Origin of the sequence: Cellulosimicrobium sp. NPDC057862, assembly GCF_042797035.1 — a bacterium.
GTDB lineage: Bacteria > Actinomycetota > Actinomycetes > Actinomycetales > Cellulomonadaceae > Cellulosimicrobium.
The window spans coordinates 92,433-117,318 of sequence record NZ_JBHVMH010000004.1; the positions used below are offsets into that span (position 1 = coordinate 92,433).

The window sequence follows — 24,886 nt, forward strand, 5'->3', positions numbered from 1 at the left end:
GAGAGGAGCCCACGATGACGGCTGCGCAGATCCCCCGACAGCAGGTCCCTCCCGCCACGGGCCCGTGGCACACCGCGTCGACGGAGGCCGTGTGCGCGGCTCTCGACGTCGACCCGGCGGTCGGGCTGACGTCGGCGCAGGTCGCCGAGCGGCGCGCCCGGTACGGGCCCAACGCGCTCGCGGAGGAGCGCAAGGAGAAGCCGTGGCAGGCGTTCCTGCGCCAGTACCGGGACCTCATGCAGCTCGTCCTCGTCGGGGCGGCGGTCGTGAGCATCATCGCGCTCGGCGACGTCACGACGGGCGTCGTCGTGCTCGGGCTCACGGTGCTCAACGCGCTCATGGGCCTGCACCAGGAGGGCAAGGCCGCCCAGAGCGTCGCGGCGCTCCAGCAGATGCTCGTCATGACGGCCACGGTGCGCCGCGACGGGCGGCAGGAGCAGGTGCCCGCGGAGGAGCTGGTGCCGGGCGACGTCGTCGGGTTCGAGGCCGGGAGCAAGATCCCGGCGGACGGGCGGCTGCTCGTCGCGGCGTCGCTGGAGATCGAGGAGGCCGGCCTCACGGGCGAGAGCACCCCGGTCGCCAAGGGCATCGAGACCGTCGTGGCGGACGACGCGCCGCTCGGCGACCGCACGGACATGGCGTACATGAACTCGCAGGTGACGCGCGGGCGCGGCGAGATGGTCGTCACGGCGACGGGCATGACGACCGAGGTGGGCCGCATCTCCGGCATGCTCAGCGGCGTCGAGCAGGACAAGACGCCGCTCACGCGCCAGCTCGACCGCATCACCGTGATCATCACGGTCATGGCGGCGATCGCCCTCGTCGTCGTGGTGGTCCTGGGCCTGGTGCGCGGCGAGGACTTCGACAGCCTGTTCGTCGTCGGGATCAGCCTGGCCATCGCCGCGATCCCGACGGGCCTCCCCGCCGTGGTGACGATGCTGCTGTCGCTCGGCACGCGCCGGCTCGCCGAGGAGGGCGCGATCGTCAAGCGCCTCAAGTCGGTCGAGACGCTCGGCTCGACGTCGGCCATCTGCTCGGACAAGACCGGGACCCTCACGCTCAACCAGATGACGGCACGCCGGCTGGTGCTCGCCGGGCGGCGGTTCTCGGTCGACGGCGAGGGCTACTCGACGACCGGCCGCATCCTCGCGGCCGCCGGCTCGACCGACGTCCCGCTCGAGCCCGTCGCGCTGCCCCTGGCGCTCGCGAGCGACGCCGTCGTGCGCGACGGCGAGTGCATCGGCGACCCCACCGAGGGCGCCGTCGTGGTGCTGGCGGCGAAGGCCGGGCTGGACGTCGAGGAGACGCGGGCGGAGCACCCGCGCGTCGCGGAGGTCCCGTTCGACGCCGCCTACAAGTTCATGGCGACGTTCCACGACCTCGACGGTGCGCTGACGTGCTTCGTCAAGGGCGCTCCGGACGTGCTGCTCGCCCGGTCGAGCCGCTACCTCACCGCCGACGGCGGGACGGCGCCGCTCGACGACGACTCGCGGGCGCGCGTCGTGGCCGAGAACGACGCCCTCGCGGGCGAGGGCATGCGCGTGCTCGCGGTCGCGCGGCGGGGCATCGGCCGGGACGAGCTCTCCGGGGAGCTCCTCGACGCGGTGCGCGACCTCGAGCTGGTCGCGCTCGTCGGCATCGTCGACCCGCCGCGGCGAGAGGCCCGCGACGCCATCGCGGAGTGCCGCGACGCCGGCATCCGCGTCCGGATGATCACGGGCGACCACGTCACCACCGCGGCGGCGATCGCCGGGCAGCTCGGCATCGAGGGCCGCGCGCTGACGGGCGCCGAGTTCGCCGCGATGTCCGACGCCCAGCTCGAGGCGGAGGTCGGGGAGATCGGTGTCGTCGCGCGCGTCGCGCCCGAGGACAAGGTGCGCCTCGTCGACGTGCTCAAGCGCAAGGGCGACGTCGTGGCCATGACCGGCGACGGCGTCAACGACGCCCCGGCGCTCACGCGCGCGGACATCGGCGTCGCGATGGGCATCACGGGCACCGAGGTGACCAAGGACGCCGCCGAGATGATCCTCACCGACGACAACTTCGCCACGATCGTGGCCGCCGTCGAGGGGGGCCGCGGGCTCTACGACAACCTCATGAAGTACATCCGCTTCCAGATGGTCGTGCTCATCGGGTTCATCCTCACGTTCGTCGGCGCCGGCATCTTCACGATCGCGGGCGGCACGCCGCTCACGCCGCTGCAGATCCTCTGGGTGAACTTCGCGATCGACGTGCTGCTCGCGATCGGCCTCGGCTTCGACGCCGCGACGCCCGGCCTCATGCGCCGGCGGCCGCGGCCGCCGACCGAGCCGGTCATCGGCCGCGGGCTCGGCGTGCGGCTCGCCGTGGGTGGCGTCCTCATCGCCGTCGGCTCGCTCGTCGCCGTGGCGTGGGGCGAGGCCGACGCCGACCTGGCCGTCGCCACGACGATGGGTCTCACCGCGATGTCGCTCCTGCACGTCGTCGCCGCGCTGGAGTGGCGCGACCCACGGGCCAGCATCCTGTCGTTCGAGACGCTCGCGAACGGCCGGTTCGTCGTCCTGCTCCTCGCGTCGCTGGGGCTGACGTTCCTCGTCACGACCCTCGACGGCCTCCAGCGGATCTTCGGCACGGTTGACCTCGACGGCGGACAGTGGGGCGTGTGCGCGCTCGTCGCGCTCGCGTTCCTCGTGCTCGCCGAGCTCGGCAAGCTCGTGCTGCGTCAGGTGGACCGGCGCAGGGGCATGCCCGCCGACGCCGGCTCCCCCGCCGCGGCGTGAGGCGGCGTCTCAGGCCACGACGCCGAGCTCGCGGGCCCGACGCACGGCGTCGCGGCGAGAGCTCACGCCGAGCTTGCGGTAGACCGACTTGAGGTGCGCCTTCACGGTGTTCACCGAGACGAAGAAGTCCTCGGCGATCTCGACGTTGCTGGCCATCGACGGCAGGACCGCGAGGATCGCCAGCTCCCGCTCGGTGAGGGGCTCGACGAGCGGGGCCGGCTCCGGCGCGCGGTCCGCGGGGTCGAGGTGAGCCCGTAGCTGCTGGGCGAGCGCGTCGCCGCGCGCGGCGACCGCGCGCGCGAGAGCCGGGCGCAGCTCCCGCACGACGACGGTGAGGAACGGGCGCGCGACCCGCTCGACGGCCGCGACGTCCAGGGCGCGTGCCAGCGGGACCTCGACGCGGCGGGTGCCTGCCCGTGCCAGGGCGGACGCCTCGACGAGCGCCGCCTCGACCCGCACGACGTCGTCCACCTCGCCCTCCCCCGCGTCCACGAGCCCCGCGACGGCGCGCAGCGCGGCCCCGGTCCGCCCCGTGGCGAGCAGCTCGCGCGCGCCGCACACCGCGACGACGGCGGCCGTGCCCAGCCCCTCCCGCCGGACCCGCACCGGCAGCGCGGGCTGCGTCCCGTCGTCGAGCAGCCGGACCGCTGCCGTCGCCCGGACCCACAGGTCGGCGAGGACCGGTGGCGTCGCGACGGGCCCGAGCGCACGGTCGGCCGCGACCAGGGCGTGCCGCGCGGCCCCGGCATGCCCGCGGTCCGCCGCGGCCAGGGCCTGGAGGAGCCGGACGGCCGCCTCGGACGCCGGCTCGCGCCCGCCGGCGTCGGCCGCCAGCGCGTGCGCGAGCTCCCGGTCGAGGGCGTCGTCCGACGCGCGCAGGTACAGCACCCACGCCCGGGCGGCGTGCGCCGGGCGCACGTGGGCGTACCCGTCCCATCCCCGGGGCTCGGCCTCCGCGACGACCTCCCGCGCGACCGCGTCGCCCTCGTCGAGCCGGCCCTCCGCGACCGCGAGGAGCGACGCCGCAGCACGTGCCCCCAGGACGAAGAGCTGAGGGGCCCGCCAGTCACGACCGGGAGGCGGCGCGAGCGGGAACGAGGACGTCGCCGGCTCCTGACCCACCGAGCACCAGGCCAGGCCCGCGGCGCGGTGGGCCTGTGCGAGGCCTCGATAGGTGTCGAGCGCAAGGAACGGGTAGGGCGCCCCGTCCGCGGTCGCGAGGGCGGCGCCGGCGGCCGTCGCGAGGCCGCGCACGTCGCCCGTCGCGCGCGCGATCGACGCGTCGAGCAGCTCCAGGAGCACGGCCGCGGCGGGCTGCTCGGCAGGGTCGAGGAGGTCGCGGGCCGTCACGACGTGCTGACGGGCGGCGTCGAACCGCTCGTCGACGTACGCCAGCGCGCCGGCGCACAGGTGCAGCCGCGCGTCCACCCCGATCGTCGCGTACGGCACGCGTCGCAGGGTCTCGGCGACCGACTCGCGGTGCGGCCCCGCGAGCTGCGCGGCCGCGCTCTCGACGAAGATCTCCCCCAGGAGCACCCAGTCCTCCGCGGCCGCGGCGTGCTCGAGCGCGCGCAGCGCCTCACCGTCCTGGGCGAACCACCGTGCGGCCGCGCGGTGCGCCGCGCGCAGGGAGGCCGGGTCCTCGATCCGGAGCTGGCTCAGGAGCATCTCGCGCAGCAGCGGGTGGTAGCGGTACCAGGTGCGGTCCTCGCCCGCCGTCATGACGAAGCCGTCGGCGGCGGCGAGGCCAGGGAGGAGCCGCTCCGCCGGCGCCTCCGGGTCGAGGACGGCCGCCAGGTCCGGGCAGACCGCCGAGGCGACGCTCGTGCGGAGCAAGAAGCGCCGCGTCGCGGCGTCCTGCCCGTCGAGCACCTCCGCGAGGAGGAACTCCGCCGCCGAGCGGTCGGCGCGTGCGCGGCTCGCGGCGTCCGCAGCCTCCACCCGCAGGCGGACGCCGACCGCCCACCCCCCGGTCTCCTCGAGCACGTGGTCCGCGCCGGCCGGGGACAGCGGCCGACCGTGGGCCTCGGCGAGCGTCGCGACGTCCGTCGTGTCGAACGCGAGGTCGACGGCGCCGACCTCGGCGACCTCGCCCTGCGCGCGCAGCCGCTGGAGCCGGACCAGCGGGTCGACGCGCGTGAGCACGACGAGACGCAGCGGCAGAGGGTAGCGCAGGAGGTCGTCGACGGTCGCCGCGACGTCGGAGCGGGCGACGTGGTGGAAGTCGTCGAGCACGAGCACGACAGGCTCGGGCAGCAGCTCGATCGCGGCGAGGATGCGGCGCAGGAGCGCCGGGGACAGGCGCGGCGGCACGACGAGCGTCTCGAGCGGGTGTCCCGCGGGGACGGCTCCGGCGGCACGCAGCGCCGCGAGCACATCGGCCCAGAACGCCGCCGGCTTGTCGTCGAACGGCTCCAGCGTGAGCCACGCGACCCGCGCCCCGGCGCCGCCGCGCACCCAGCGTGCCACCGCCGTCGTCTTGCCCCAGCCGGGGCCGGCCGACACGAGGGTCAGGCGCCGGGTCGCCGCGGCGGCGACCAAGGTCTCGATCGCGGGGCGGGGCACGGTCGAGCGGGGCAGCTCGGGGACCGAGGTCCGGGCACGCAGCGACTCGGAGGTGTCGGCGACGCGCGCGACGTCCTCCTGCTCGGCACGTGGCTCGACCGAGGTCATGAGGGCAGGCTATTCCCGGGGTCGGGAGAGCGCAGGGCGAACGTCGGGTGAGCTCGTCAGGCCGGGCCGGCCCCGGGCGGTGGCGCGACGGGACCGACCGGGTCGCCCGCGGGACCGGGGACCACGGGGGGCCGAGCGAGGACCTCGACGACGACGAGCAGGAGTCCGGCGACGAGCGCGACGCCGACCACGAGGCCCGGTGTCAGCGAACCCGCCAGGAGGAGGACGAGAGCGGCGACACCGATGACGACGACGCGCACGAACGCCTTGTGCCGTCCGAGCCAGTCGCCGACGGGACCCGCCGAGACCCCGCGCCCCTCGCCCCACCCGCGTACCGCGGCGCCCGCGCGCCCCAGCCCGGCACGAAGGCTGCGCGCGGACGCGCTCGACCCGCCCAGGTACGCGGCGAGCGCGACGACCAGGCCGAGCACCCCGACCGTGCGCAGCGTGAGGCGCAGGTACCCGACGGCCTGGTCGAACACGACCTCCGCCGCGTCGAGCCGCAGGACCTGCCCCGAGAGCGCACCGAGGTAGAGGCCGCGCGCGACCGCGAGCCCGACGCCGAGCGCGACCATCGCCCCCGTCAGCGCGAGCCCCGCGACGACGAGCGCGCGCGACCGACGGTTGGCGACGAGGACCCCGGCGGCGAGCAGGCCGAGCGCGACCCACGGCAGCCACGTCGTGAGCGTCACGATCTGCGCGTACCGGTTCTGGAGCATGACGAGCTCCGCGGACTGCGCGATGGTGAACGTCGCGTCGACCGACGGGATGCGAGCGGCGACGCCGAGCCCGCGGTCGACGAGCCGCTCCTTGAGCAGGTCGATCAGACCGGACAGCTGGATGTTGAGGCTGCCGTCGTCCACCTGGAGGATGTCGCCGTCCTCCCCGCGCATGACCGCGACGAGCTGCTGGTGCGCCACGCGGTTCGCCTGGAGCCAGGCCCCCTCGAACGCGTCGCTCTCGACGAGCCGGGTCGCGGTCTCGTGCACCAGGGACTCGACGCCGCTCTGGAGCGGCGCCTCGAGCGCGGCGAGCGCCTGGGTGGCGCGCGGCGGGACGTCCCGCTCCTCCAGCCCGCTGACGAGGTCGTCGACGAGCGCCCCGACGTCGATGCGGGACATGACCACCTCGGTGAGGCGTCCCGCGACCGCGGACTGCACGACCGGGTCCGCGGCGAGCGGGCCGACCGTCGCGACGTACCGGTCGGTGTCGGTCAGCTCGCGCTGCGCCCACGCCGAGACCGCGCCGAGCGGGGCCAGGAGCGCCCCCAGCGTGATGAGCACCGCGCACGCCACGGCCCGCAGCCGGCGCCGGGGGCGGCGCACGGCGGTCGGTGACTCCGTGCTCGTCCCCGTCCCCCCGCCGCCCGTCGTCGGCCGCGCCTCGAGCCGACGGCGCAGGTCCGCGTTCTCGCGCTCGAGCGCCGCGAGCCGTGCCGCGACGTCGTCGGTCGCGCCACCGTCGTCGGTCGCGCCACCGGTCCCCGCCCCGGTCGCGGGCTCGTCCTCGTCGGCCATCACGGTTTCCTCAGGCGAGCGCTCGCGCCTTGAGGCGGGCGAACTCGTCGGCGTCGATCGTCCCCGCGTCGTAGAGCGCCTTCGCGTCCGCGATCTCGCTCGCCGGCGAGCGCCCGGTGCTCGCGGTCGCCCGGACGTAGTCGTCCATCACCTGACGCCGCGCGCGGTCCTCCTCGGCGTGCCGCTCGGCCATCCCGCGCCCGCGGGCGATGACGTAGACCAGCGCCGACAGGTAGGGCACGAAGATCAGGGCGATGATCCACAGCGCCTTCCACCAGCCGCTGAGCGCCTTGTCGCGGAACAGGTCGGCCACGATCTGGAACAGCACGACGAGGTACGCGATGAAGAAGAACCACCACACCATGAGCCAGAACCAGTCCCAGAAGCCGTCCATCGAGCACCCCTCGCGTCCAGGTCACGGACGTCCCGTGACGGTCCCACTGTGGGTCGCCGGCGCGCCGACGTGCTCACCCGCCGGGGGTAGTCGACGGCGTGCCGCCCGGGTGCACCCGCACCGGGTGATCCGCGCCGCCCGGCGCGCACGCATCCTGGTCCGACGTGGGCGACCCGGGAGAGGCGCATGGACGGCACGACGATGGTCGAGGTGACGGTGCTGGGACCCGTGGCGCTCCCCGCTGCCGACCTGGCCGAGCTCGGCGTCCACCGGACCGCCGAGTGCACGCTGCTGGAGGCGACGGTGCGCGACCAGGCCGCGCTGTACGGGCTGCTCCAGCGCCTCGCCGCGCTCGGCCTCGACCTGCTCGAGCTGCGCACCGCAGCGCCCGGGCAGCGGGCCGACGTCGAGGTCGTCGTCCGCGGCCCCGTGGGCGCGCTGGTGCAGCAGATGCTCCGCGACGTCGGCCGCGCCCTCCCGGCGTCGCTCACCTCCTACCGGCTGCGGGACACCGATCTGTCCGGGCTCCTCGCGGTCGTCGCGGGCCTGCGCTCGCCCGCGGCCGGCGACGAGGCGTCGCCCACCGCTCCCCCGGCCGCCCCCGCGGCACCGAGCTCGGACCGGGAGCCGGTCGCGGACCCCGCCCCCGACGCGGACGCGACTGCCGCGATGGACGTGACGATCTCCCAGCTCCGCGAGCTCGCGGCGCTGCGCGACCAGGGCGTGCTCACGGACGCCGAGCTCGCGGAGCAGAAGGCACGCATCCTCGGACGGTGACCCGTCGAACGCCGTGGCCGCGCCCACGAACGCGACCGGCGTGTGTCCCTTGACACTCGGAAAGCGCCTTCCCTACGCTGCGAGGGTCGCGCACACGGACGTGCAGCTCGAGCCGGACGGGAGAGCAGGACGCGGCGGCCGAGGGGCCGCCACCGACCGTGCGCGCGGCCCGTGCGGGCCCCGGCGCAACGACGCGGTCGAGGGTGACCGGCGGCGTGCAGGAACCCGACCCGGCGACGGACGGCCGGCGGGTCGGGACATGACAGCGCTCACCGATGTCGTGCGAGCGCCACCCGACGAAACGGAGCAGACGATGACGTCTACGCATTCGAGCCGACGAGGGAGAGCGGCGATCGCCCTCTCCCTCGCGGCCGTCCTGGGGGGAACCCTCCTCGGACCACCGGCGGCCGCGGAGGAGGCCGCGGACGAGTTCAGCGAGGTCCTCAGCTTCGAGGCCTACCAGCGCACCGCGCTCAACGGCCAGGACGGCTGGTCCGCCTCGTCGGCCGCCCGGGTCATCGCCGACCCGCTCAACGGCAACAACCAGGTCCTCGAGATGGTCGGGGGCACCCAGCGCGCCCACCGCGCCGTCCCCGGGATCGCGGACGGCACGACCGGGACCGTGTTCTTCCGCTTCCTGCGGACGGGCAGCGTCGACACGTCGTTCGGCATCACCGACCTCGACGCGCCGTCCGACTACGCGCACAGCCGCGCGTACGTGAACAACCAGAACAACGACGTGATGCTCGTGCGCGACGGCGGCGCCTTCAAGCCCGCGGGCGTCTGGTCGCGCGACACGTGGCAGTGCGTCTGGATCGTCGCCGACAACGCGACGGACAAGGTCAGCGTCTACAGCCAGGGCGGCCCGTACGAGGAGATCACCCGGCTGCCCGAGGGAACGGAGCAGCAGTTCGGCTTCCGCCAGGGCGTGACCTCGGCGCTCGACCGGTTCTTCTGGATCAACGGCGCCAGCAGCGCGGGCCGACTCATGCTCGACGACGTCGCGGTCGACACGGCCGGGCAGAACCTCGCGATCCCGACGGGCAACCCGGCCGACTGCGCCGCGGGCGGCACGACGCCGAACGAGCCGCTGCTCAACCCGTTGCCGGACCCCACGCCGTCGACGCTCGGGATCGAGGTGACGGAGCTCGCCCAGCTCCCCACGTCGCAGACGACGCCGGCGACGCAGGACCAGCGCCTCGTGCGGCACAACCGGATCACGCACCTCGACGAGATCCCGGACGGCTCGGGCCGCCTCATGGTGCCCGACAACAACGCGGTCCTCTACACGGTCGACAAGGACACTGGCGAGCACGTGCCGTACCTCGACGTGCGCCAGCAGTTCCTCGACAACTTCCACAACAGCGCGGGCCTCGGCACCGGTCTCGGCTCCGCCGAGTTCCACCCCGACTTCGCCGAGAACGGCCTGTTCTACACGGTGCACACCGAGGGCGGCACGGCGCTGACGGAGGACACCCCGGACTACCCCGCGTACGGCAACACCCAGTTCCACAGCGTCGTCACCGAGTGGAAGGCGACCGACCCGTCCGCACCGGTCTTCGAGGGCACGAGCCGCGAGGTCCTGCGCGTGCCGTTCGCCGGCCGCGTGCACACGGTGCAGCAGATCGCGTTCAACCCCACGGTCTCCGAGGGCGACGCCGACTACGGCAACCTCTACGTCCTCGTGGGCGACGGCGGCAACGGCGTCGGCAACGGCAACCCGCAGAACCTCGCGACGCCCCAGGGCAAGATCTTCCGCATCGACCCGCTGGGCGACGACAGCGCCAACGGGCAGTACGGGATCCCGGCGGACAACCCGTTCGTCGGGACGGCCGGCGCGCTGCCGGAGATCTACGCGGTCGGCATGCGCGACCCGCACCGCATCAGCTGGGACCCCGAGGGGGACCACACCATGTACCTGGGGCACATCGGCGAGTGGCAGGTCGAGTCGGTGTACGCCGTCGAGCCGGGCGACAACTTCGGCTGGTCCGTGCGCGAGGGGTCGTTCCTCGCGGACAACCGGCAGATCTACCCGCTGCCCGCGGACGACGCCGAGAACGGCTTCACGTACCCCGTGGCCGCGTACGACCACAACCGCGACCCCGGCCAGACCGGGGACGCGGGTGTCGCGCTCAACGGCGGGTTCGTCTACCGCGGCGACATCCCCGAGCTGCGCGGGCGCTACCTCTTCACCGACCTCGTACGCGGCTGGGTGCTGAGCACGGAGGCGGACGAGATGGTGCGCAACGACGGCGACCTCGACGACCTCGCCGAGATCGAGCACCTGCGCGTGTTCGCCGACGGTCAGGAGACCACGTTCCAGGAGCTCGTCGGTGACCAGCGTGTCGACCTGCGCTTCGGGTCCGACGCCGACGGCGAGCTGTACCTGATCTCGAAGGCCAACGGGAAGATCTGGCAGGTCACCGACGCGCGGCGCGTCGGGGCGTCCTCGCCCGTCGTGCTCCCCGAGCTCGCCGGGAACGTCGCGGCGCACTACGACTTCGACCACCCGGTCGCGGGCTCGACGACGTGGGAGGCGGACCAGGGCTGGTCCGGCACGAACATCCAGCTCGTCAACGGCGGGGTGGAGATGCGCATGGCCGACCGGGCCTACCCGGGCGCGGGCGAAGCACTGCAGACGCAGCAGATGAGCCCGCTCACGGCGTCGAACGACGACTGGAAGGCCGGCGTCTACGACCCTGCGGGCGTGGACTCGCTCGGCGCCTTCGCGGGCGCGGACGAGATCTCGGTCATGGGGTGGTTCAAGCCGACCGGCGAGCACCCGGCCCTCAACTCCGGCACCGCGAACCCCGACGACCGCTACAACGCGATCGGGCTCGCGGGCGTCCTCACCGGGACCTCGGACGGCCACGCGGTGCGCGCGCTGCTCGAGGTCATCACGGTCGGGAACGAGCTCAAGCTCGTCGCGCTCGGCCGCCGGGTCGACGGCGCCGGGTCCTGGACGTTCGCGGCCGACCTGCCGTGGGACCAGATCCTCGAGCGGAACCGCTGGGTCCACCTCGCGGCGACGTTCGACTTCGCGGGCGGCGAGATGAAGCTCTACATGAACGGCGAAGAGCTCGAGGGCGAGTACACGGCCTCGAACCCGTGGGGCGCGGGGGCGACCTCCCCGACCGACCCCGCGGGGCTCAAGATCGGCGGCAGCTTCCCGCAGGACACGCGCGAGGCCAACCCGTTCCACGGCCGCATGGACGACCTCATGTTCCTCGACACCGTCCCGACGCCGGAGCAGGTCGCGGCGCAGTACGCCCGGTTCGGCGCGCAGCCGGTCGAGCCCCCGGCGCCGCCGTCGTGCGCACCGGCGGGCGAGCCGATCACGAACGTGATGGCGGCCGAGAACTGGGCGCCGCGGACGCCGTCGAAGTGGCAGTTCCCCGGGGACGCGGTCGTCCTCGCCCAGGTGGGCGACAACCCGAACGACGGCATCCGCCGCCCGTTCGAGTACGCCGTCCTCACCGAGGGTCCCGAGCTCGGCTCGTTCGCGCTCGACGCCGAGGTGAAGCTCGACGCCCCGGCCTCGGTGAACAACCGGGACGTGATCGTGGTGTTCGGCTGGCAGTCGGACACGGAGTACTACTACGCCCACCTCTCGCAGGACAACACGATCTACGCCCACAACGGCATCTTCAAGGTCGACGGCAAGGACCGGGAGCGGATCGACGACCAGTGGGACGGCGCGGTCGGCGCCCCGCCGGCGGTCACGGACGAGGAGTGGCATGACGTGCGCGTCGTGCGCTGCGCGGACAGCGGCGACATCGCCGTCTACCTCGACGGCCTCGACACCCCGCTCCTCACCGCGAACGACACGACGTTCACCGAGGGTCGCGCCGGCTTCGGGTCGTTCGACAACACGGGCAGCCTGCGCGACCTCGTGGTCACGCCGGCCGCGGAGCCGGCCGGGGTCGAGCTCGACGTGGTGGTCTCCCCGCGGTGCCTCGCGGGCAAGGCGTACCTCGCCGTCGCGGCGACGAACGCGTCGGACGTGCCGGCCGACGTGACCCTGACGACGGCGTTCGGGTCCCGGACCGTCGCCGACGTCCAGCCGGGCCAGGCCGCGTACCAGTCGTTCGCGTCGCGAGCGACGTCGTTCGACGCCGGGTCTGTGACGGTCGCCGCGACCGCCACGGTGGACGGCGAGGAGGTGTCGAGCGAGGTGGTCGTCGAGCACGCGGCGCACGCCTGCGGGTGACCCCGTGGGCGTGCGACCCCTGAGCTCCTGACCTGGAGCTCCCGACCGCGTGAACCGCCCCGGCTCCGCAGCGGCTGTGTCCGACCAGCCCGCGGGACCGGGGCGGTTCGTGCGTGCTCGGCCGCCGCGCGTCGCGGAGAGTCACGTGGCTGCGAGGGCCGCCGCGCCCCGTCGGAGCGCGAGCACGACCGCACCGGCGACGAAGTAGTCCTCGTCGACCTCCTGCCGGGTCCGCAGGACCTCCCGGCGCAGCGCGTCGACGCCCCGGTCGACCTCCGCGAGCACCCCCTGGTCGACCAGCCCGGGCCCGACCCCGGCCAGGGCGCGGCCGTAGGCCCGCAGCGCCGTCGCGGCGGACGGGCGCAGCCGGGGACCGAGCGCGACGACGTCGCGCTCCGTGCTCTCCCACTCGACGAGCAGGCGCACGAGGTCGTCCACGACCTCCGCGGCCGTGTCGAGCGCTGCCGCCCGGCGCACCTGGGTCGCGGCCCGGTCGCGGTGCCGCCGCAGCCGGACGTTGGCCCGAGCAGCCTCACGGGTCCGGGCGATCGCCTCTCGCGCCTGAGCGAGGGTCGGGGAGACCTCGCGGCGGCGCTCCTGCCACTGCTCCGGCGACGGCGGAAGGTCGCCCTCGAGCCCGTCGGCGAGCGAGTCGACCTGGTCCGCGAGCACGTCGCGGAGGCGCGCGAGCGCGTCTCCCGACGGCGTCAGCGGCAGCGGCGGGACCAGCAGGTTGACGCCGACCCCGATCGCCGCACCGACGACGACGAGCCCCGCGTACGCCCCCACGAACTCCACCTTGGCCGCGTTGCCGATGATGAGGACGAACAACGCCGAGGTGACCGCCCACGTGCCCATCTGGCCGAACCGGTGCCACCCCGAGCACAGCAGCGCGAGCCCGACGACGAGGGCGACCGACAGCGCGCTCGGCGCGAGGACGAGGTCGACGCCGCGCGCGACGACGGCCCCGACGAGGATCGCGAGGATCGCCTGGACCGACTCCCGGACGGACCGTGCGAGCGTGCTCGTCGTCGCCACCACCGCACCGAGCGGGGCGTAGTAGGGGTAGTCGGAGAAGGGCGCCGGGGCCAGCACCCCGACGTACCACGCCAGGGCGGCGGCGATCGCGCCCTTGAGCGCGAGCGACCAGCGGGGATGCCGCACCCATCGGCCCTCCGCGGCGGCGACGGCGCGACGCACGCGGGCTCGTCCACGCCCGCCCGCCGCACCGCGCGCTGCTCCGTCGTCCGTCGTCACGAGCACGAGGATCACCCGTCGTGCCCGCACCCGCACGTCTCGCCTCCCCGGAGGCACGGGCGGCGTGGGAGGTGAGTGGGACGGACCGGTGCTTCACTGGCGGCGTCGGTGCAGAGTCCCGCCGACGCCGTCGGGCACGGTGGCGTCTCGGGCCCGCTGACGCCGCCGCGGTCGGCACGACCACGGAAGGACGACGACCCATGCGAGCACTGACCTGGCAGGGACGCGAGAAGGTGAGCGTCAAGGACGTGCCGGACCCGCGCATCGAGGAACCGACGGACGCGGTCGTGCGCGTGACCTCGACCGCGATCTGCGGCTCCGACCTGCACCTCTACGGGGTACTCGGGATGTTCCTCGATGCGGGCGACGTCCTGGGCCACGAGGCGATGGGCGTCGTCCAGGAGGTCGGCCCGGAGGCCGGGAGCCTGCAGGTCGGCGACCGCGTCGTGATCCCGTTCAACATCGCGTGCGGGCGCTGCTGGATGTGCGAGCGCGGCCTCCAGACCCAGTGCGAGACGACGCAGGTGCGCTCCCAGGACAAGGGTGCGGCACTCTTCGGGTACACCCGGCTCTACGGCCAGGTGCCCGGCGGCCAGGCGCAGTACCTGCGCGTGCCGCAGGCGCAGTACGGGCCGGTCGTCGTGCCGGACGACGGAACGCCCGACGAGCGCTACCTCTACCTCTCGGACGTCCTGCCCACCGCGTGGCAGGCCGTGGAGTACGCCGACGTCCCGCCGGGCGGCACGGCCGTGATCCTGGGCCTCGGCCCCGTCGGGCAGATGTCCGCGCGGATCGCGCTCCACCGCGGGGCGGCGCGCGCCGTGGGCGTCGACCCCGTCCCGGAACGACGGGCGATGGCGGAGCGGCACGGCGTCGAGACGCTCGATCCCACGGCCGTCGACGACCTCCCCGCCGCGGTGCGCGACCTCACTGCGGGTCGCGGTGCCGACTCCGTGATCGATGCGGTCGGCATGGAGGCGCACGGATCTCCCGTCGCGGAGGCGACGCAGAAGGTGGTGGGCCTGCTGCCCGACCTGCTCTCCGGCCCGCTCACCGAGCGCGCCGGGGCCGACCGCCTCGCGGCCCTGTACGCCGCGTTCGACCTCGTCCGCCGCGGCGGGACGGTCTCCGTCTCGGGCGTCTACGGCGGTGCCAAGGACCCCTTGCCCATGATGCAGCTCTTCGACAAGCAGCTGACCCTGCGCATGGGACAGGCCAACGTGCGCCGGTGGACGGACACCCTGTTGCCCCTGGTCGCGGACGCCTCCGACCCGCTCGGGGTCCTGGACCTGCGCACGCACCGGCTCTCCCTGGAGTCCGCGCCCGCGGCGTACGGGATGTTCCAGCGCAAGGAGGACGGCTGCGTCAAGGTCGTGCTCGACCCGTGGTCCGAGGTGACTCGATGACCGGCACCCGGCGCACCGACCGCGACCTGCTGGCGATCTACCTCGACGACCACGTGGCGGGCGCGACGGTCGGGGTGCGCCGCGTCGCGAGGATGGCCCGCGCCTACGCCGGGACGCCCGTGGGCGCCGTCCTGGGCCCGCTGGCCGACGAGCTTCGGGACGAGCGTGCGTTCCTCCTGGCCGCGACCGAGCGCCTCGGCCTTCGGGCCAGTCGCACCAAGATCGTCCTCGCCGCCGCGGGCGAGCGGGTCGGACGTCTCGCGCCGAACGGACGGCTGTCCCGGTCCTCGCCGCTCTCGGCCCTCCTGGAGGTCGAGCTCCTACGCTCGGCGGTCATGGGCAAGCAGAGCGGGTGGCGATCCCTCGCCCAGCTCCCCGCGGACGTCGACGTCGACCGGGCGCGCCTCGCGGAGCTCGACCGGCAGGCGCGACGCCAGGTGGACGACCTGACGGCGCTGCTCGACCGCCTGCGGCCGGCGGTGCTGACGCGACCGTCCGCGGCTGCTCCCCCTGCACCTCCTCAGGACTCGTCACCGCTGCGGTAGCCGTTGACCTTGTGCGTGCCGTCGCACCACGGCGGGATCGCCGTCCCGCCGCACCGGCAGAGCGCGACGGTCGCGCGGTGCCGCTCGATCTCTCGCCCCGCCTGGTCGACGAGCCGCACCGGCCCGCGCACGAGCAGCGGACCGTCGGGGCAGGCCGTCACGACGACCTCCTCGGTGCGCGCCGCGCGCGGATTCCCCGTCACCCTCGGCCTCCCCCGGTCGCCCCGGACGGACCGATCGGGATCCGCAGCGCCGACTCCCCCCGCTCCCAGCGGTCGAGCGCGAACGCGCCGACGTCCTCCTCGACGGCGAGGCAGGCGGCCGCCCCCAGCAGGACGTCGTCGAGCATCGTGGGGTCCTGCTCGACCAGGCCGCCGGCGAGGTCCCGCCCGGCGATCTGCTCGTGCACCGCGTCCGCCTCGACGTGCTCGTCGAAGTACCAGGTCGTGTCCGCGTCGTGGCCGAGGCGGCGGAACCCGTTCCCGTAGAGGCGGCTCGGTACGGACGACGTCATCTCGAACGCGGCGAGGTGCCCGACGATCGCCCCGCGCAGCCGGCGGTGCAGGCCGAACAGGGACATCGTGTTGACCGCCGCGAGGACCACGGCGGGCACCGCGTCGACATACCGCCCGTAGGTGTCGTCGAGCCCGACCCCGCGCATCGTGCGCGCGAACAGCTCCGCGTGCATGCGTCCGGGCCGTCCCCCGCCGTACTCGTCGGCCTGGATCTCCACGAGGGCGGCCTTGGGCGCGCCCGAGATCCGCGGGAGCGCCCACGTGTGGGGGTCGGCCTCCTTCAGCTGGTACAGCGACTTCAGCACCAGGAGCTCGCGCGCCTGCTCGGCGTCGGCGCGCCGGGCGACGTAGCGGGACAGGCTCGGTCCGTCGTCGGCGGCGGCGAGCTCGAAGAGCCGCCGGGCGACGCCCGCGGCGTCCGTCGTCGCGCACTCCGGCTGCCCGGCGCGCTCGCGCACCGCCGTCTCGAACGGGGCCTCGAGCCGTGCGCGGACGGCGAGCAGGGCCGGCGCCCACTCCCAGGCGTCGTCGACGCCGTCGACCCCGCGGTAGTGCAGCTCGTACAGGACCGTGAGGGCGAGCTGGACGTCGTCGTCCCGGAGCAGCGCGCCGGTGGCCCCGTCCAGCGCGGCGGGCACGACGTCCCGGACGGGTCGCAGCCGCTCGGCCGCGTCGTCCCCGGGCGCACCCGCGCCGAGCGCGGAGAGGAGCGCGGCGGTCAGGGGACCGCGAGGCTGTGGCATCGGCAGGCGCCCCGCACCCGGCGCCGCGGGAGCGCCCGACACGGTCCCGGCGGTGGTCGGAGAGGTCGCGGTCGCCGCTGCGGTGTCCGAGACCTGCGCGGGCACGGCGGTGGAGGTCATGGGGGGTTCCTCGCTCTGGCGTGGTCGGCGCCCCTGCTCGACACCACCGCCATGCTGTCCAGGTTCGGCCCTGCTCGCGAGCCCAGCGGCCGTACCACGGGCCCCGGCATGCCGACGGCCCGGGTGACGAGGGGTCTCGTCACCCGGGCCGCCGGTGGTGCGACCAGGTGAGGCGGCGTCGGACGTCCGCCTCACCTGGCCGTCAGGCCGCTGTCAGGCCGTGGTCAGCCGCACGACAGGGCGTCGTACTCCGCGGTGACCGTGCCCGTGCCTCCCTCCGCGTCGGTCGCCGCGACGCTGACGCTGCCGGCGCCGAGCTCGTCGGACCGGGTGCCGAACGACTGGTAGGCGTTCTTGCCCGGTGCGACGTCCTCGAAGGTCTTGCTGCCGTAGGGCGTCTCGATCGTGATGTCGAGCGGGACGTCCTCGTCGTTGAGCGCACGGACGGCGAGGTAGGCCTTGCCCGCGAGGCAGCGCGGCTGCGCCGTCACCGTGACCGTCCGCTCGTTCGCGCCGGCCGGCTGGCCGGTGAGGTACTCGAACCCGGTGGTGGCGAAGTCCTCGCCGTCGGTAGCCACGTCGTACTCCATGACGTAGTACCGGACCCCCGCCTCCTGGGCCGCGGCGAGGATCTCCTGCAGCGGCACCTCGCCGTCACCGAGGTTGGTGAACGTGGGGCGGCCGCCCGCGTTCAGACCGGTGGCGTCCTTGACGTGCAGGAGCTCGATGCGGTCGCCGTACTCCGCGATGAGCGCCGGCACGTCGACGCCCGCGTGGGCGGCCCACGCGACGTCGAGCTGGAACGTCACGTACTCCGGGTCGGTCTCGCGGACCAGGATCTCCCAGGCCGAGAGCGTCTCGCCGTCGTGCTCGTACGTGGTGCGGAACTCACCGTCGTGGTTGTGGCCGAAGAACTTCTCCAGCCCCGCGTCCACGGTGCGCTGACCGAGGCGGTTCATCGCCTCGGCCGTCGCCAGCGTGTTCTCGTACGTGCCGATCCCCGGCTGCGGGAACCCGCCGGAACCCACGTACTCCTGGCCCAGCGTCGTGACGAAGTCGAGCGTCTCGTCGAACGTGCCCTCGTTCACGTTGTAGTGCGAGGACTTCACGCTCAGGCCGTACGAGTCGGCCAGCGCCCGGAACTCCTCCGCCGTGTAGCCCGCGAAGTTGCCGCCGAACGGCTCGATGTTCTCGAACCCGATCTCCGACAGGCGCTCGAGGACGGCCGGCAGGCCCACCTCGTTCACCCACGGGATCAGCGAGAACATCTGGATCGAGACCTGGTCCACCGGGACGATGACCGGCTCGGTGGGCTCGTCCGGACCGCCCGCAGGCTCGCCGGTGAGGTACTCGTACCCGGTGGTGGCGAAGTCCTCGCCGTCCGGGGCCTGGTCGTACTCCATGACGTAGTACACGACACCGGCCTCGGCCGCGGCGGACAGGATGCCCTGGAGGGGCACGTCCCCGTCACCGAGGTTCGTGAACCTGATGCTCGAGCCGAGCCCGGTCGCGTCCTTGATGTGCAGGAGCTCGATCCGGTCGCCGTGCTGCTCGAGCAGCGCCGCGACGTCGACCCCGGCGTGAGCGGCCCACGCGACGTCCACCTCGAACGTCACGTACTCCGGGTTCGTCTCCGCCACGAGGATCTCCCACGCAGACATCTCGACGCCGTCGTGCACGTACTTCGTGGTGAACTCGCGGTCGTGGTTGTGGCCGAAGAACTTCTCGAACCCGGCGTCCACGGCCCGCTCACCGAGGCGGTTCATCGCCGCGGCCGTGGCCAGCGTGTTCTCGTAGGTGCCGATCCCCGGGGAGGGGAAGCCACCCGACCCCACGTACTGCTGCCCGACCTCGCCCACGTACTCGAGCGTCGTGTCGAAGTCCGCCTCGCCCACGTTGTAGTGCGACGACGGCGCCTTCAGTCCCGCCGCGTCCGCCTGAGCCCGGAACTCCTCGCCCGTCAGGCCGGCGTAGTTGCCACCGTACGGCTCGACGTTCTGGAACCCGATCTCGCCCAGACGGTCGAGCACGGCCTGCTGGCCGTCTGCCCGGACCCACGGGATCAGCGAGTAGAGCTGGATGGACACCTGGTCGGCCGGGACGACGACGTTGCGCCCGAAGGTCAGGTTGTCGACGTCCACACCACCGGTGCTCGTCACGACGAGCGTCCCGGTACCCTCCGGCACCTCGGTGAGCGTGCGGTTGGCGTCCTTCCAGGTGTCGCCGGCGAAGCGGAACTCGGCGAGCGAGTCGACGGTCTCGCCGTCCGCGCCCACCCAGCCCAGCGAGACCGTGCCTTCGCCGCGCCCGATCATGGTCACGCTGTTGATCGCCTCACCGGTCGGGGCGTGCGTGAACGCGATCGGCTGGTACGAGAACGAGTCGCCCTCGTCGAGCGAGGTCACGTACTTCCCCGCGTCGGCCTCGGCGTCGTCCGCGACCTCGATGCCCTCGGCCGCGTCGTACCACTCGGCCTGCTGCTCCTCGGGCTTGAGGATGTGCGTGGCCTCGCCGCGGATCGCCGGGACGTCGCCCTGGGCCTGGTCGGTGTAGGTCACGACGAGGGTGCCGTAGATCTTCTCGCCCTCCCCGTGCTCGACGGCGTCGGGGCTGGTCTGGATCGTGAAGCCGCACCCGTCCGCGGTGTCCGCGGCCCGCCCGCTCACCTCGGGGTGCGCGTGCGTGTTGTGGCCCAGACCGAACGTGTACTGGATGTTGCGGCACGTCGGCTGGTTGCCGTCCTCGGCGTCCTCGACCGAGACGGTGTAGGGGACGGCGTCGCCCCAGTTGAAGATCGCACCGTCCGGCTGGTCCAGGGTGATGACGGGCGCGGTGTTGCCGACCGTGACCTGCTGGATCGCCAGACCGAAGTTGCCGCCCGCGTCGGTGACGCGCAGCTGCACGTCGTACTGCCCGAGCTCGGTGAACGTGTGCGTGACGGTGACGCCCTGGGCGTCGTACACGCCGTCGGAGTCGAAGTCCCAGTCGTACACGAGCTCGCCGGCCGGGGTCTCGGCGTCGGTCGAGGCCGACGCGTCGAAGGTCACCTCGAGCGGGGCGGTGCTGCCCGAGACCGGGTCCGCGTCGATGAAGGCCCGCGGGTGGGTGTTCTCCGACCCGTAGACGACCTTGTACAGGCCGGCGTCCGGGTTCTGGCGGAAGAAGCCGTCACCGTACTCCAGCACGTACAGAGCGCCGTCCGGGCCGAACTCCATGTCCATGACGTTGTCCCAGATCGGCTGGTTGACCGTCTCCAGGTGCGCGTTCGGCAGGAAGTCCTCGACCGCGGTGACCTGGCCGGCCGAGGTCAGCTCGTCCAGGGTGAACGCCGCGACGTAGTCCTGGGAGAACTCCGCCATGAGCGGGTGCCCGTCCCAGTACTCGGGGAACTTGACGTCCGAGTCGAGGTTCTCCTCGTAGCGGTAGATCGGGCCGCCCATCGGGGCCTGGCCGCCGCCGCCCCACTCGGTCAGCGGGTCGAGCACCTCGGGCTGGTCGCCCGGGTTGTCGCCGTAGTAGACCTGCGGCGCGGTCGCGGGCGGCAGGACGTCCAGGCCGGTGTTCCACGTCGAGTTGTTCTCGGCGCCGGCCTCGCAGTCGAAGAAGTCGCCCGGCGTCTGGGTCGCGTAGTCCCACTCGTTGTAGTTGGCGTTGGGCCCGTGGCAGTAGGGCCAGCCGCCGTTCATCGGCTCGGTCGTGAGCTGCCACTCGACGTAGCCCATGGGGCCACGGTCGGGGTTCGCGGTGGCCGCGTCGGGGCCGTAGTCGCCCCACACGAGCGCGCCGGACTCGACGTCGTAGTCGATGCGGAACGGGTTGCGCAGGCCCATGACGTAGGTCTCGTCGCGGACCAGGTCGCGGACGTCGTCGTACTGCGGGTCGTCGAAGAGGTTGCCCTCGGGGATCGTGTACGTGCTCCCCGGACCGACCTCGGTGCCGGCGGCGAGGTCCTCGATCGGGTTGATCCGCAGGATCTTGCCGCGCAGGTCGTTCGTGCTGCCCGCGCCGCGACGGTCGTCGAAGCCCGGGTTCATGCCGGGGGCGTTGTTGTTGGGCGCGTAGCCGTTCGCGCCCGGGGTGCTGGCGGGGGTGTTGTCACCGGTGGAGAGGAACAGGTTCCCCTCGTCGTCCCACGCCATGTCCGCGCCGACGTGGCAGCACTGCCCGCGCTGCGCGTCGACCTTGAGGATCTCGCGCTCGGTGGACAGGTCGATCGCGGCGGTCGCCGGGTCCCACGTGAAGCGGGAGAGCTGGTTGTAGCCGAGCCACTGGTCCCAGTAGCTCTCGTCCTCGCCCGCCGGCAGGGAGTTCGGCGCGCTCCCCGTCGGGGTGGTCTCGGGGTACTCCACGCCCGAGGGCGACGTGCCCTCCATCACGCGGGGTGCGTAGACCAGGTACAGGAAGTGGTTCTCCTCGAAGTCCGGGTCGAGCGAGATGCCTTGGAGCCCGTCCTCCGAGTTGGAGTAGACGTCGAGGTCCGCGACCTGGGTGGTCAGGCCCGTCGCGGAGTCGGTGAGGCGCACGACGCCGTCGCGCGCGGTGTGCAGGACACGGGAGTCGGGCAGGACGGCGAGGTCGATGGGCTCACCGGTGTTCTTGCTGAGCAGCACCTTCTCGTAGCTGTTCCAGTCGGTCGCCTCGTCGGCGGCCGGTGTCGCTTCCTCGTGGCCGGGGTGGGCACCGGCCGCGCTGATCGAGAGTGGTACCAGCACCGCGGCGGCCACGACCGCGGCGACACCTCGTCGGGCGAGCCTGCGACGGCTCGTGATCGTTCGTCTGTGCACAACGTCCTCCTTGACGCGTAACGAGAAGACGGCGATCGCCGGACCAGCCGCACAGGCACGCACGCGCGCTCCTGACGCCGCTGCACGACGATCTCCGCTGATCGGTCGGCTCCGGATGGGTGGGCCTCGAACGTGAGGCCCGGTGCGACGGACGGTGCGATGCCCCGCCGTCGCACTGGTCCGACAGTACGGGCGGCTTTCGCTGTTGCCAAGTCAAAAGTCGAAATCTGTGAGCAATTGTTTCGGCGACTATTCACTGCAAGTCGGTCGGTTGAGTGCGCAGCCAGCTGCCCACCCCTGCCCTGGTTCGTCGACCTCGGACCTACCGCGTCGCGACCCGCGCGACCGATCCCCGCACGACGAGGTGCAGCGGCAGGACCGTACGGGCAGGCGACCCCGCGCGGCGCTCGCCGGTCATCGACCGTTCGATCGCGTCCGTCGCGGCGAGCGCGAGCGCAGCGACCGGCTGCTCGAGCGTCGTGAGCTTGGGCCGCAGCCACTGCCCGACGCGGATGCCGTCGCAGCCGACGACCGAGAGGTCCTCGGGGATGGAGATGCCGTGCAGCTCGGCCGCGCCCAGCATCCCGACGGCGACGATGTCGCTGCCGACGAACACGGCCGTCGGCGCGTTCCCGGGCCGCGTGAGGTAGGGGAACGTCGAGGCGCCGAACTGCTCGGTGTACGGGCCGTGGCGCACGAGGTCGGGGTCGACGTCGAGCCCGGCGTCGTGCATCGCGTCGACGTAGCCCCGCAGGCGGTCCTGGGTCGTCGAGAGCTCGGCGGGCCCGGCGACGTGCGCGATACGCCGGTGCCCCTGCTGCACGAGGTAGCTCGTGGCCTGGTAGGCGCCGCCGTAGTTGTCCACGGTGATGGTCTCGACGGGCAGGTCGAGGTCGACCTCCTCGTCGATGACGACGACGGGCAGCCCGTCCGCCACGGCGCGCGCGAGCCGGTCGTCGGTGCGGGACATGCCCACGTAGACGACGCCGCCGAGCGACCCGTCGCTCGCGAGGAGCTGGCCGAGGCCCGACTCGGCGTCCCCGTGGCGCGTCGAGAGCGCCACGACGAGCGGGATGCGTCGGTCGCCCGCGAGGCGCGCGACCTCCTCCGCGAGCGCGGTGAAGAACGGGTTGACGAAGTCGGGCACGACGAGCGCGACGACGCCCGCGCGGCGCTCCTCCTCGCGCGGGGCCGGGGCGGGTGCGGGCACGACGTATCCCACCTCGCGCACGGCGGCATCGATGCGCGCTGCCGTCTCCGGCTGCACGTTGAGCTGCCCGCGCAGGTAGCGCGAGGCGGTCGAGGCCGACACGCCGGCTCGTTGCGCAACACGCGTGAGCGTCATGGCTCCCCTCCAGCGGCTCGCGTCCCAGAACCCTTGCACCCTACCGGCACCCCGCCGAGCAGACGGTGTTGACAGGCCGAGCACCTCCACCCTACGGTCTTGCGCAACGTCACACAACGTTGCGCAATGTCGTCACCGACGCCGCGGCGCGACCTGATCGCAAGGAGGCCGGGATGAGCCGGGTTCTGCTCGCCGGGGAGTCGTGGATCAACGCGACCACCGACTACAAGGGGTACGACGCGTTCCCCCACGCCCAGCTCGAGATCGGGTGCGCGCGCCTGCTCGAGGCGCTCGCCGCGCAGGGCCACGAGGTCACGCACCTGCCGTCGCACCTCGTGGCCGAGGACTTCCCCTCCACGCTCGACGAGCTCGACGCCTTCGACGTCGTGATCCTGTCCGACATCGGCGCCAACTCGCTCCTGCTGCCCCCGGTCGTGTTCTCCCAGGGGCGCCCGTTCCCGAACCGGCTCAAGCTCCTCGCCGAGTGGGTCCGCCGCGGCGGCGGCCTCATGATGGCCGGCGGCTACCTCAGCTTCCAGGGGTTCCAGGCCAAGGCGAACTACCACGGCACCGCCGTCGAGGCCGTCCTGCCCGTCGAGATCCTCCCCTACGACGACCGCGAGGAGACCCCCGAGGGCATCGGCGGGACCCGGACCGACGTCGAGCACCCCGTCACCGCCGGCCTCGACCGCGAGTGGCCGATCCTCCTCGGCTACCAGCGCCTCACCGCCAAGCCCGACGCGACCGTCCTCGCGACCATCGAGGGCCGCCCGCTCGTGGCCGTCCGCACCGAGGGCCAGGGGCGCACGCTCGCGTTCGCCTCCGACATCTCCCCCCACTGGGCCCCGCGCGAGTTCATGGAATGGGCGGGCTACGGCCCGCTGTTCGGCCAGGCCGTCACCTGGCTCGCGGGCTGATGACGCCCGACGTGGTGGTCGTCGGCAGCCTGAACATGGACCTCAGACTGACCGTCGACCGCCTGCCCCGCTCGGGCGAGACCGTCTCCGCGACGGGCCTCGTCCGCTCCCCCGGCGGCAAGGGCGCCAACCAGGCCGTCGCGGCCGCGCGGCTGGGGCGGCGCGTCGCGATGGTCGGCGCCGTCGGGGACGACGACGACGGCCGCGCGATCCGGCGCCGCCTCGCCGCCGAGGGCCTCGTCCTCGACGGCCTCGCGACCGCGGACCGGCCGACCGGCGTCGCCGTCGTGCTGTGGGAGCAGCCCGAGTCGACCATCGTCATCGAGCCCGGCGCGAACGCCGTCGTGGACGAGGCCTTCGTCGCCGACCGCGCCGACCTCGTCCGCGACGCGGCGGCCGTGCTGTGCCAGTGCGAGACGCCGCTCGGCGCCCTGCGCGCCGTCGCCGCCACGGCGACGGGCACCACGGTCCTCAACCCCGCGCCCGCCGTCCCGCTGCCCGCCGACGTGCGCGCCGCGTTCCGCGTGCTCGCGCCCAACCGGTTCGAGCTCGCGACCCTCGTCGGCGCGAGCGACGAGCCGGCCGGCGAGGACGAGGTGCTCGCCATGGTGCGCGCGCTCGACCACCCCGGGGACGTCGTCGTCACCCTCGGGGCCGACGGCGCGCTCGTCGTCCCCGCAGGACGCGCACCCGTCACCGTCCCGGCGGAGCGCGTCGACGCCGTCGACACGACCGCCGCCGGCGACTCGTTCTGCGCGGCGCTCGCCGACGGCCTCCTCCACGGCGGCGACCTCGTCGAGTCCGCCCGCTGGGCGGCGCGCGTCGCCGCCTCCACCACCACCCGCCACGGCGCCGTCGACTCCCTGCCGCGCGCCACCGACCTGGCCCCCGAGGGCACCAGGATTCCGCTCCACAGCTAAGTCC

Annotated in this window: 15 protein-coding genes; 7 read left to right on the plus strand and 8 right to left on the minus strand. The window is 73.6% G+C overall.

Annotated elements, in window-relative coordinates; all coding sequences use genetic code 11:
• The first annotated feature begins 14 nt into the window (after nucleotides 1–14).
• Nucleotides 15–2,759 (plus strand): cation-translocating P-type ATPase, encoded by a 2,745-nt coding sequence (locus ACFVN3_RS07595; protein ID WP_378232162.1) that lies wholly within the window; start codon nucleotides 15–17, stop codon nucleotides 2,757–2,759.
• A gap of 9 nt (nucleotides 2,760–2,768) precedes the next feature.
• Here the strand turns inward: ACFVN3_RS07595 and ACFVN3_RS07600 are convergent, their stop codons facing one another.
• The 3 genes from ACFVN3_RS07600 to ACFVN3_RS07610 are packed head-to-tail and all read right to left on the minus strand — an operon-like array spanning nucleotide 2,769 to nucleotide 7,343.
• On the minus strand, nucleotides 2,769–5,432 hold the full coding sequence (locus ACFVN3_RS07600; protein ID WP_378232163.1) for a LuxR C-terminal-related transcriptional regulator: 2,664 nt from the start codon (nucleotides 5,430–5,432) through the stop codon (nucleotides 2,769–2,771).
• A 56-nt stretch (nucleotides 5,433–5,488) separates the two neighbouring features.
• A complete protein-coding gene (locus ACFVN3_RS07605) occupies nucleotides 5,489–6,949 on the minus strand; it encodes a hypothetical protein (protein WP_378232164.1) in 1,461 nt (486 codons plus the stop codon).
• A gap of 10 nt (nucleotides 6,950–6,959) precedes the next feature.
• Nucleotides 6,960–7,343, minus strand: coding sequence for an SHOCT domain-containing protein (locus tag ACFVN3_RS07610; RefSeq protein WP_141387988.1), 384 nt, complete (start codon nucleotides 7,341–7,343; stop codon nucleotides 6,960–6,962).
• A gap of 186 nt (nucleotides 7,344–7,529) precedes the next feature.
• On the opposite strand from ACFVN3_RS07610, the gene ACFVN3_RS07615 reads away from it, so the two are divergent.
• Together ACFVN3_RS07615 and ACFVN3_RS07620 are read left to right on the plus strand one after the other, a co-directional pair.
• Nucleotides 7,530–8,120 (plus strand): SHOCT domain-containing protein, encoded by a 591-nt coding sequence (locus ACFVN3_RS07615; protein WP_378232165.1) that lies wholly within the window; start codon nucleotides 7,530–7,532, stop codon nucleotides 8,118–8,120.
• A 313-nt stretch (nucleotides 8,121–8,433) separates the two neighbouring features.
• Nucleotides 8,434–12,330: a PQQ-dependent sugar dehydrogenase gene (locus ACFVN3_RS07620; RefSeq protein ID WP_378232166.1), complete on the plus strand. Its 3,897-nt coding sequence runs from the start codon at nucleotides 8,434–8,436 to the stop codon at nucleotides 12,328–12,330.
• A gap of 141 nt (nucleotides 12,331–12,471) precedes the next feature.
• On the opposite strand, the gene ACFVN3_RS07625 is transcribed toward ACFVN3_RS07620, so the two are convergent.
• A complete protein-coding gene (locus ACFVN3_RS07625) occupies nucleotides 12,472–13,530 on the minus strand; it encodes an aromatic acid exporter family protein (RefSeq protein WP_378232167.1) in 1,059 nt (352 codons plus the stop codon).
• A gap of 257 nt (nucleotides 13,531–13,787) precedes the next feature.
• Between ACFVN3_RS07625 and ACFVN3_RS07630 the strand changes: the two genes are divergently transcribed.
• Both ACFVN3_RS07630 and ACFVN3_RS07635 read left to right on the plus strand, forming a co-directional pair.
• Nucleotides 13,788–14,993, plus strand: a complete 1,206-nt coding sequence (locus ACFVN3_RS07630; protein WP_378232168.1) for a zinc-dependent alcohol dehydrogenase — start codon at nucleotides 13,788–13,790, stop codon at nucleotides 14,991–14,993.
• Nucleotides 14,990–15,538, plus strand: a complete 549-nt coding sequence (locus ACFVN3_RS07635; RefSeq protein WP_378232169.1) for a hypothetical protein — start codon at nucleotides 14,990–14,992, stop codon at nucleotides 15,536–15,538. The genes ACFVN3_RS07630 and ACFVN3_RS07635 overlap by 4 nt, the downstream gene beginning before the upstream one ends.
• Here ACFVN3_RS07635 and ACFVN3_RS07640 read toward each other — a convergent pair.
• The 4 genes from ACFVN3_RS07640 to ACFVN3_RS07655 form a co-directional block, all read right to left on the minus strand.
• A complete protein-coding gene (locus tag ACFVN3_RS07640) occupies nucleotides 15,514–15,741 on the minus strand; it encodes a CDGSH iron-sulfur domain-containing protein (RefSeq protein WP_378232170.1) in 228 nt (75 codons plus the stop codon). The two genes, ACFVN3_RS07635 and ACFVN3_RS07640, sit on opposite strands and share 25 nt — an antisense overlap.
• Nucleotides 15,738–16,916, minus strand: a complete 1,179-nt coding sequence (locus ACFVN3_RS07645) for an iron-containing redox enzyme family protein (RefSeq protein ID WP_378232171.1) — start codon at nucleotides 16,914–16,916, stop codon at nucleotides 15,738–15,740. The genes ACFVN3_RS07640 and ACFVN3_RS07645 overlap by 4 nt, the downstream gene beginning before the upstream one ends.
• A 224-nt stretch (nucleotides 16,917–17,140) precedes the next feature.
• Nucleotides 17,141–21,700, minus strand: a complete 4,560-nt coding sequence (locus ACFVN3_RS07650; RefSeq protein WP_378232172.1) for a TIM barrel protein — start codon at nucleotides 21,698–21,700, stop codon at nucleotides 17,141–17,143.
• A 322-nt stretch (nucleotides 21,701–22,022) separates the two neighbouring features.
• On the minus strand, nucleotides 22,023–23,045 hold the full coding sequence (locus tag ACFVN3_RS07655; protein WP_378232174.1) for a LacI family DNA-binding transcriptional regulator: 1,023 nt from the start codon (nucleotides 23,043–23,045) through the stop codon (nucleotides 22,023–22,025).
• 173 nt (nucleotides 23,046–23,218) lie between these two features.
• On the opposite strand from ACFVN3_RS07655, the gene ACFVN3_RS07660 reads away from it, so the two are divergent.
• A complete protein-coding gene (locus ACFVN3_RS07660; protein WP_378232175.1) occupies nucleotides 23,219–23,962 on the plus strand; it encodes a glutamine amidotransferase in 744 nt (247 codons plus the stop codon).
• Entirely contained in the window at nucleotides 23,962–24,882 is a 921-nt protein-coding gene (locus ACFVN3_RS07665) for a ribokinase (protein WP_378232176.1), read from the plus strand. Before ACFVN3_RS07660 ends, ACFVN3_RS07665 begins: the two co-directional genes overlap by 1 nt.
• The last annotated feature ends 4 nt before the right edge of the window (nucleotides 24,883–24,886 follow it).

Bases quoted from the DNA above. Each gene is read 5' to 3' on its own strand.
- ACFVN3_RS07615 (WP_378232165.1), top strand. From the start codon at position 7,530: ATGGACGGCACGACGATGGTCGAGGTGACGGTGCTGGGACCCGTGGCG.
- ACFVN3_RS07600 (WP_378232163.1), bottom strand. From the start codon at position 5,432: ATGACCTCGGTCGAGCCACGTGCCGAGCAGGAGGACGTCGCGCGCGTC.
- ACFVN3_RS07620 (WP_378232166.1), top strand. From the start codon at position 8,434: ATGACGTCTACGCATTCGAGCCGACGAGGGAGAGCGGCGATCGCCCTC.
- ACFVN3_RS07630 (WP_378232168.1), top strand. From the start codon at position 13,788: ATGCGAGCACTGACCTGGCAGGGACGCGAGAAGGTGAGCGTCAAGGAC.
- ACFVN3_RS07660 (WP_378232175.1), top strand. From the start codon at position 23,219: ATGAGCCGGGTTCTGCTCGCCGGGGAGTCGTGGATCAACGCGACCACC.
- ACFVN3_RS07595 (WP_378232162.1), top strand. From the start codon at position 15: ATGACGGCTGCGCAGATCCCCCGACAGCAGGTCCCTCCCGCCACGGGC.
- ACFVN3_RS07635 (WP_378232169.1), top strand. From the start codon at position 14,990: ATGACCGGCACCCGGCGCACCGACCGCGACCTGCTGGCGATCTACCTC.
- ACFVN3_RS07610 (WP_141387988.1), bottom strand. From the start codon at position 7,343: ATGGACGGCTTCTGGGACTGGTTCTGGCTCATGGTGTGGTGGTTCTTC.
- ACFVN3_RS07645 (WP_378232171.1), bottom strand. From the start codon at position 16,916: ATGACCTCCACCGCCGTGCCCGCGCAGGTCTCGGACACCGCAGCGGCG.
- ACFVN3_RS07655 (WP_378232174.1), bottom strand. From the start codon at position 23,045: ATGACGCTCACGCGTGTTGCGCAACGAGCCGGCGTGTCGGCCTCGACC.
- ACFVN3_RS07665 (WP_378232176.1), top strand. From the start codon at position 23,962: ATGACGCCCGACGTGGTGGTCGTCGGCAGCCTGAACATGGACCTCAGA.
- ACFVN3_RS07605 (WP_378232164.1), bottom strand. From the start codon at position 6,949: ATGGCCGACGAGGACGAGCCCGCGACCGGGGCGGGGACCGGTGGCGCG.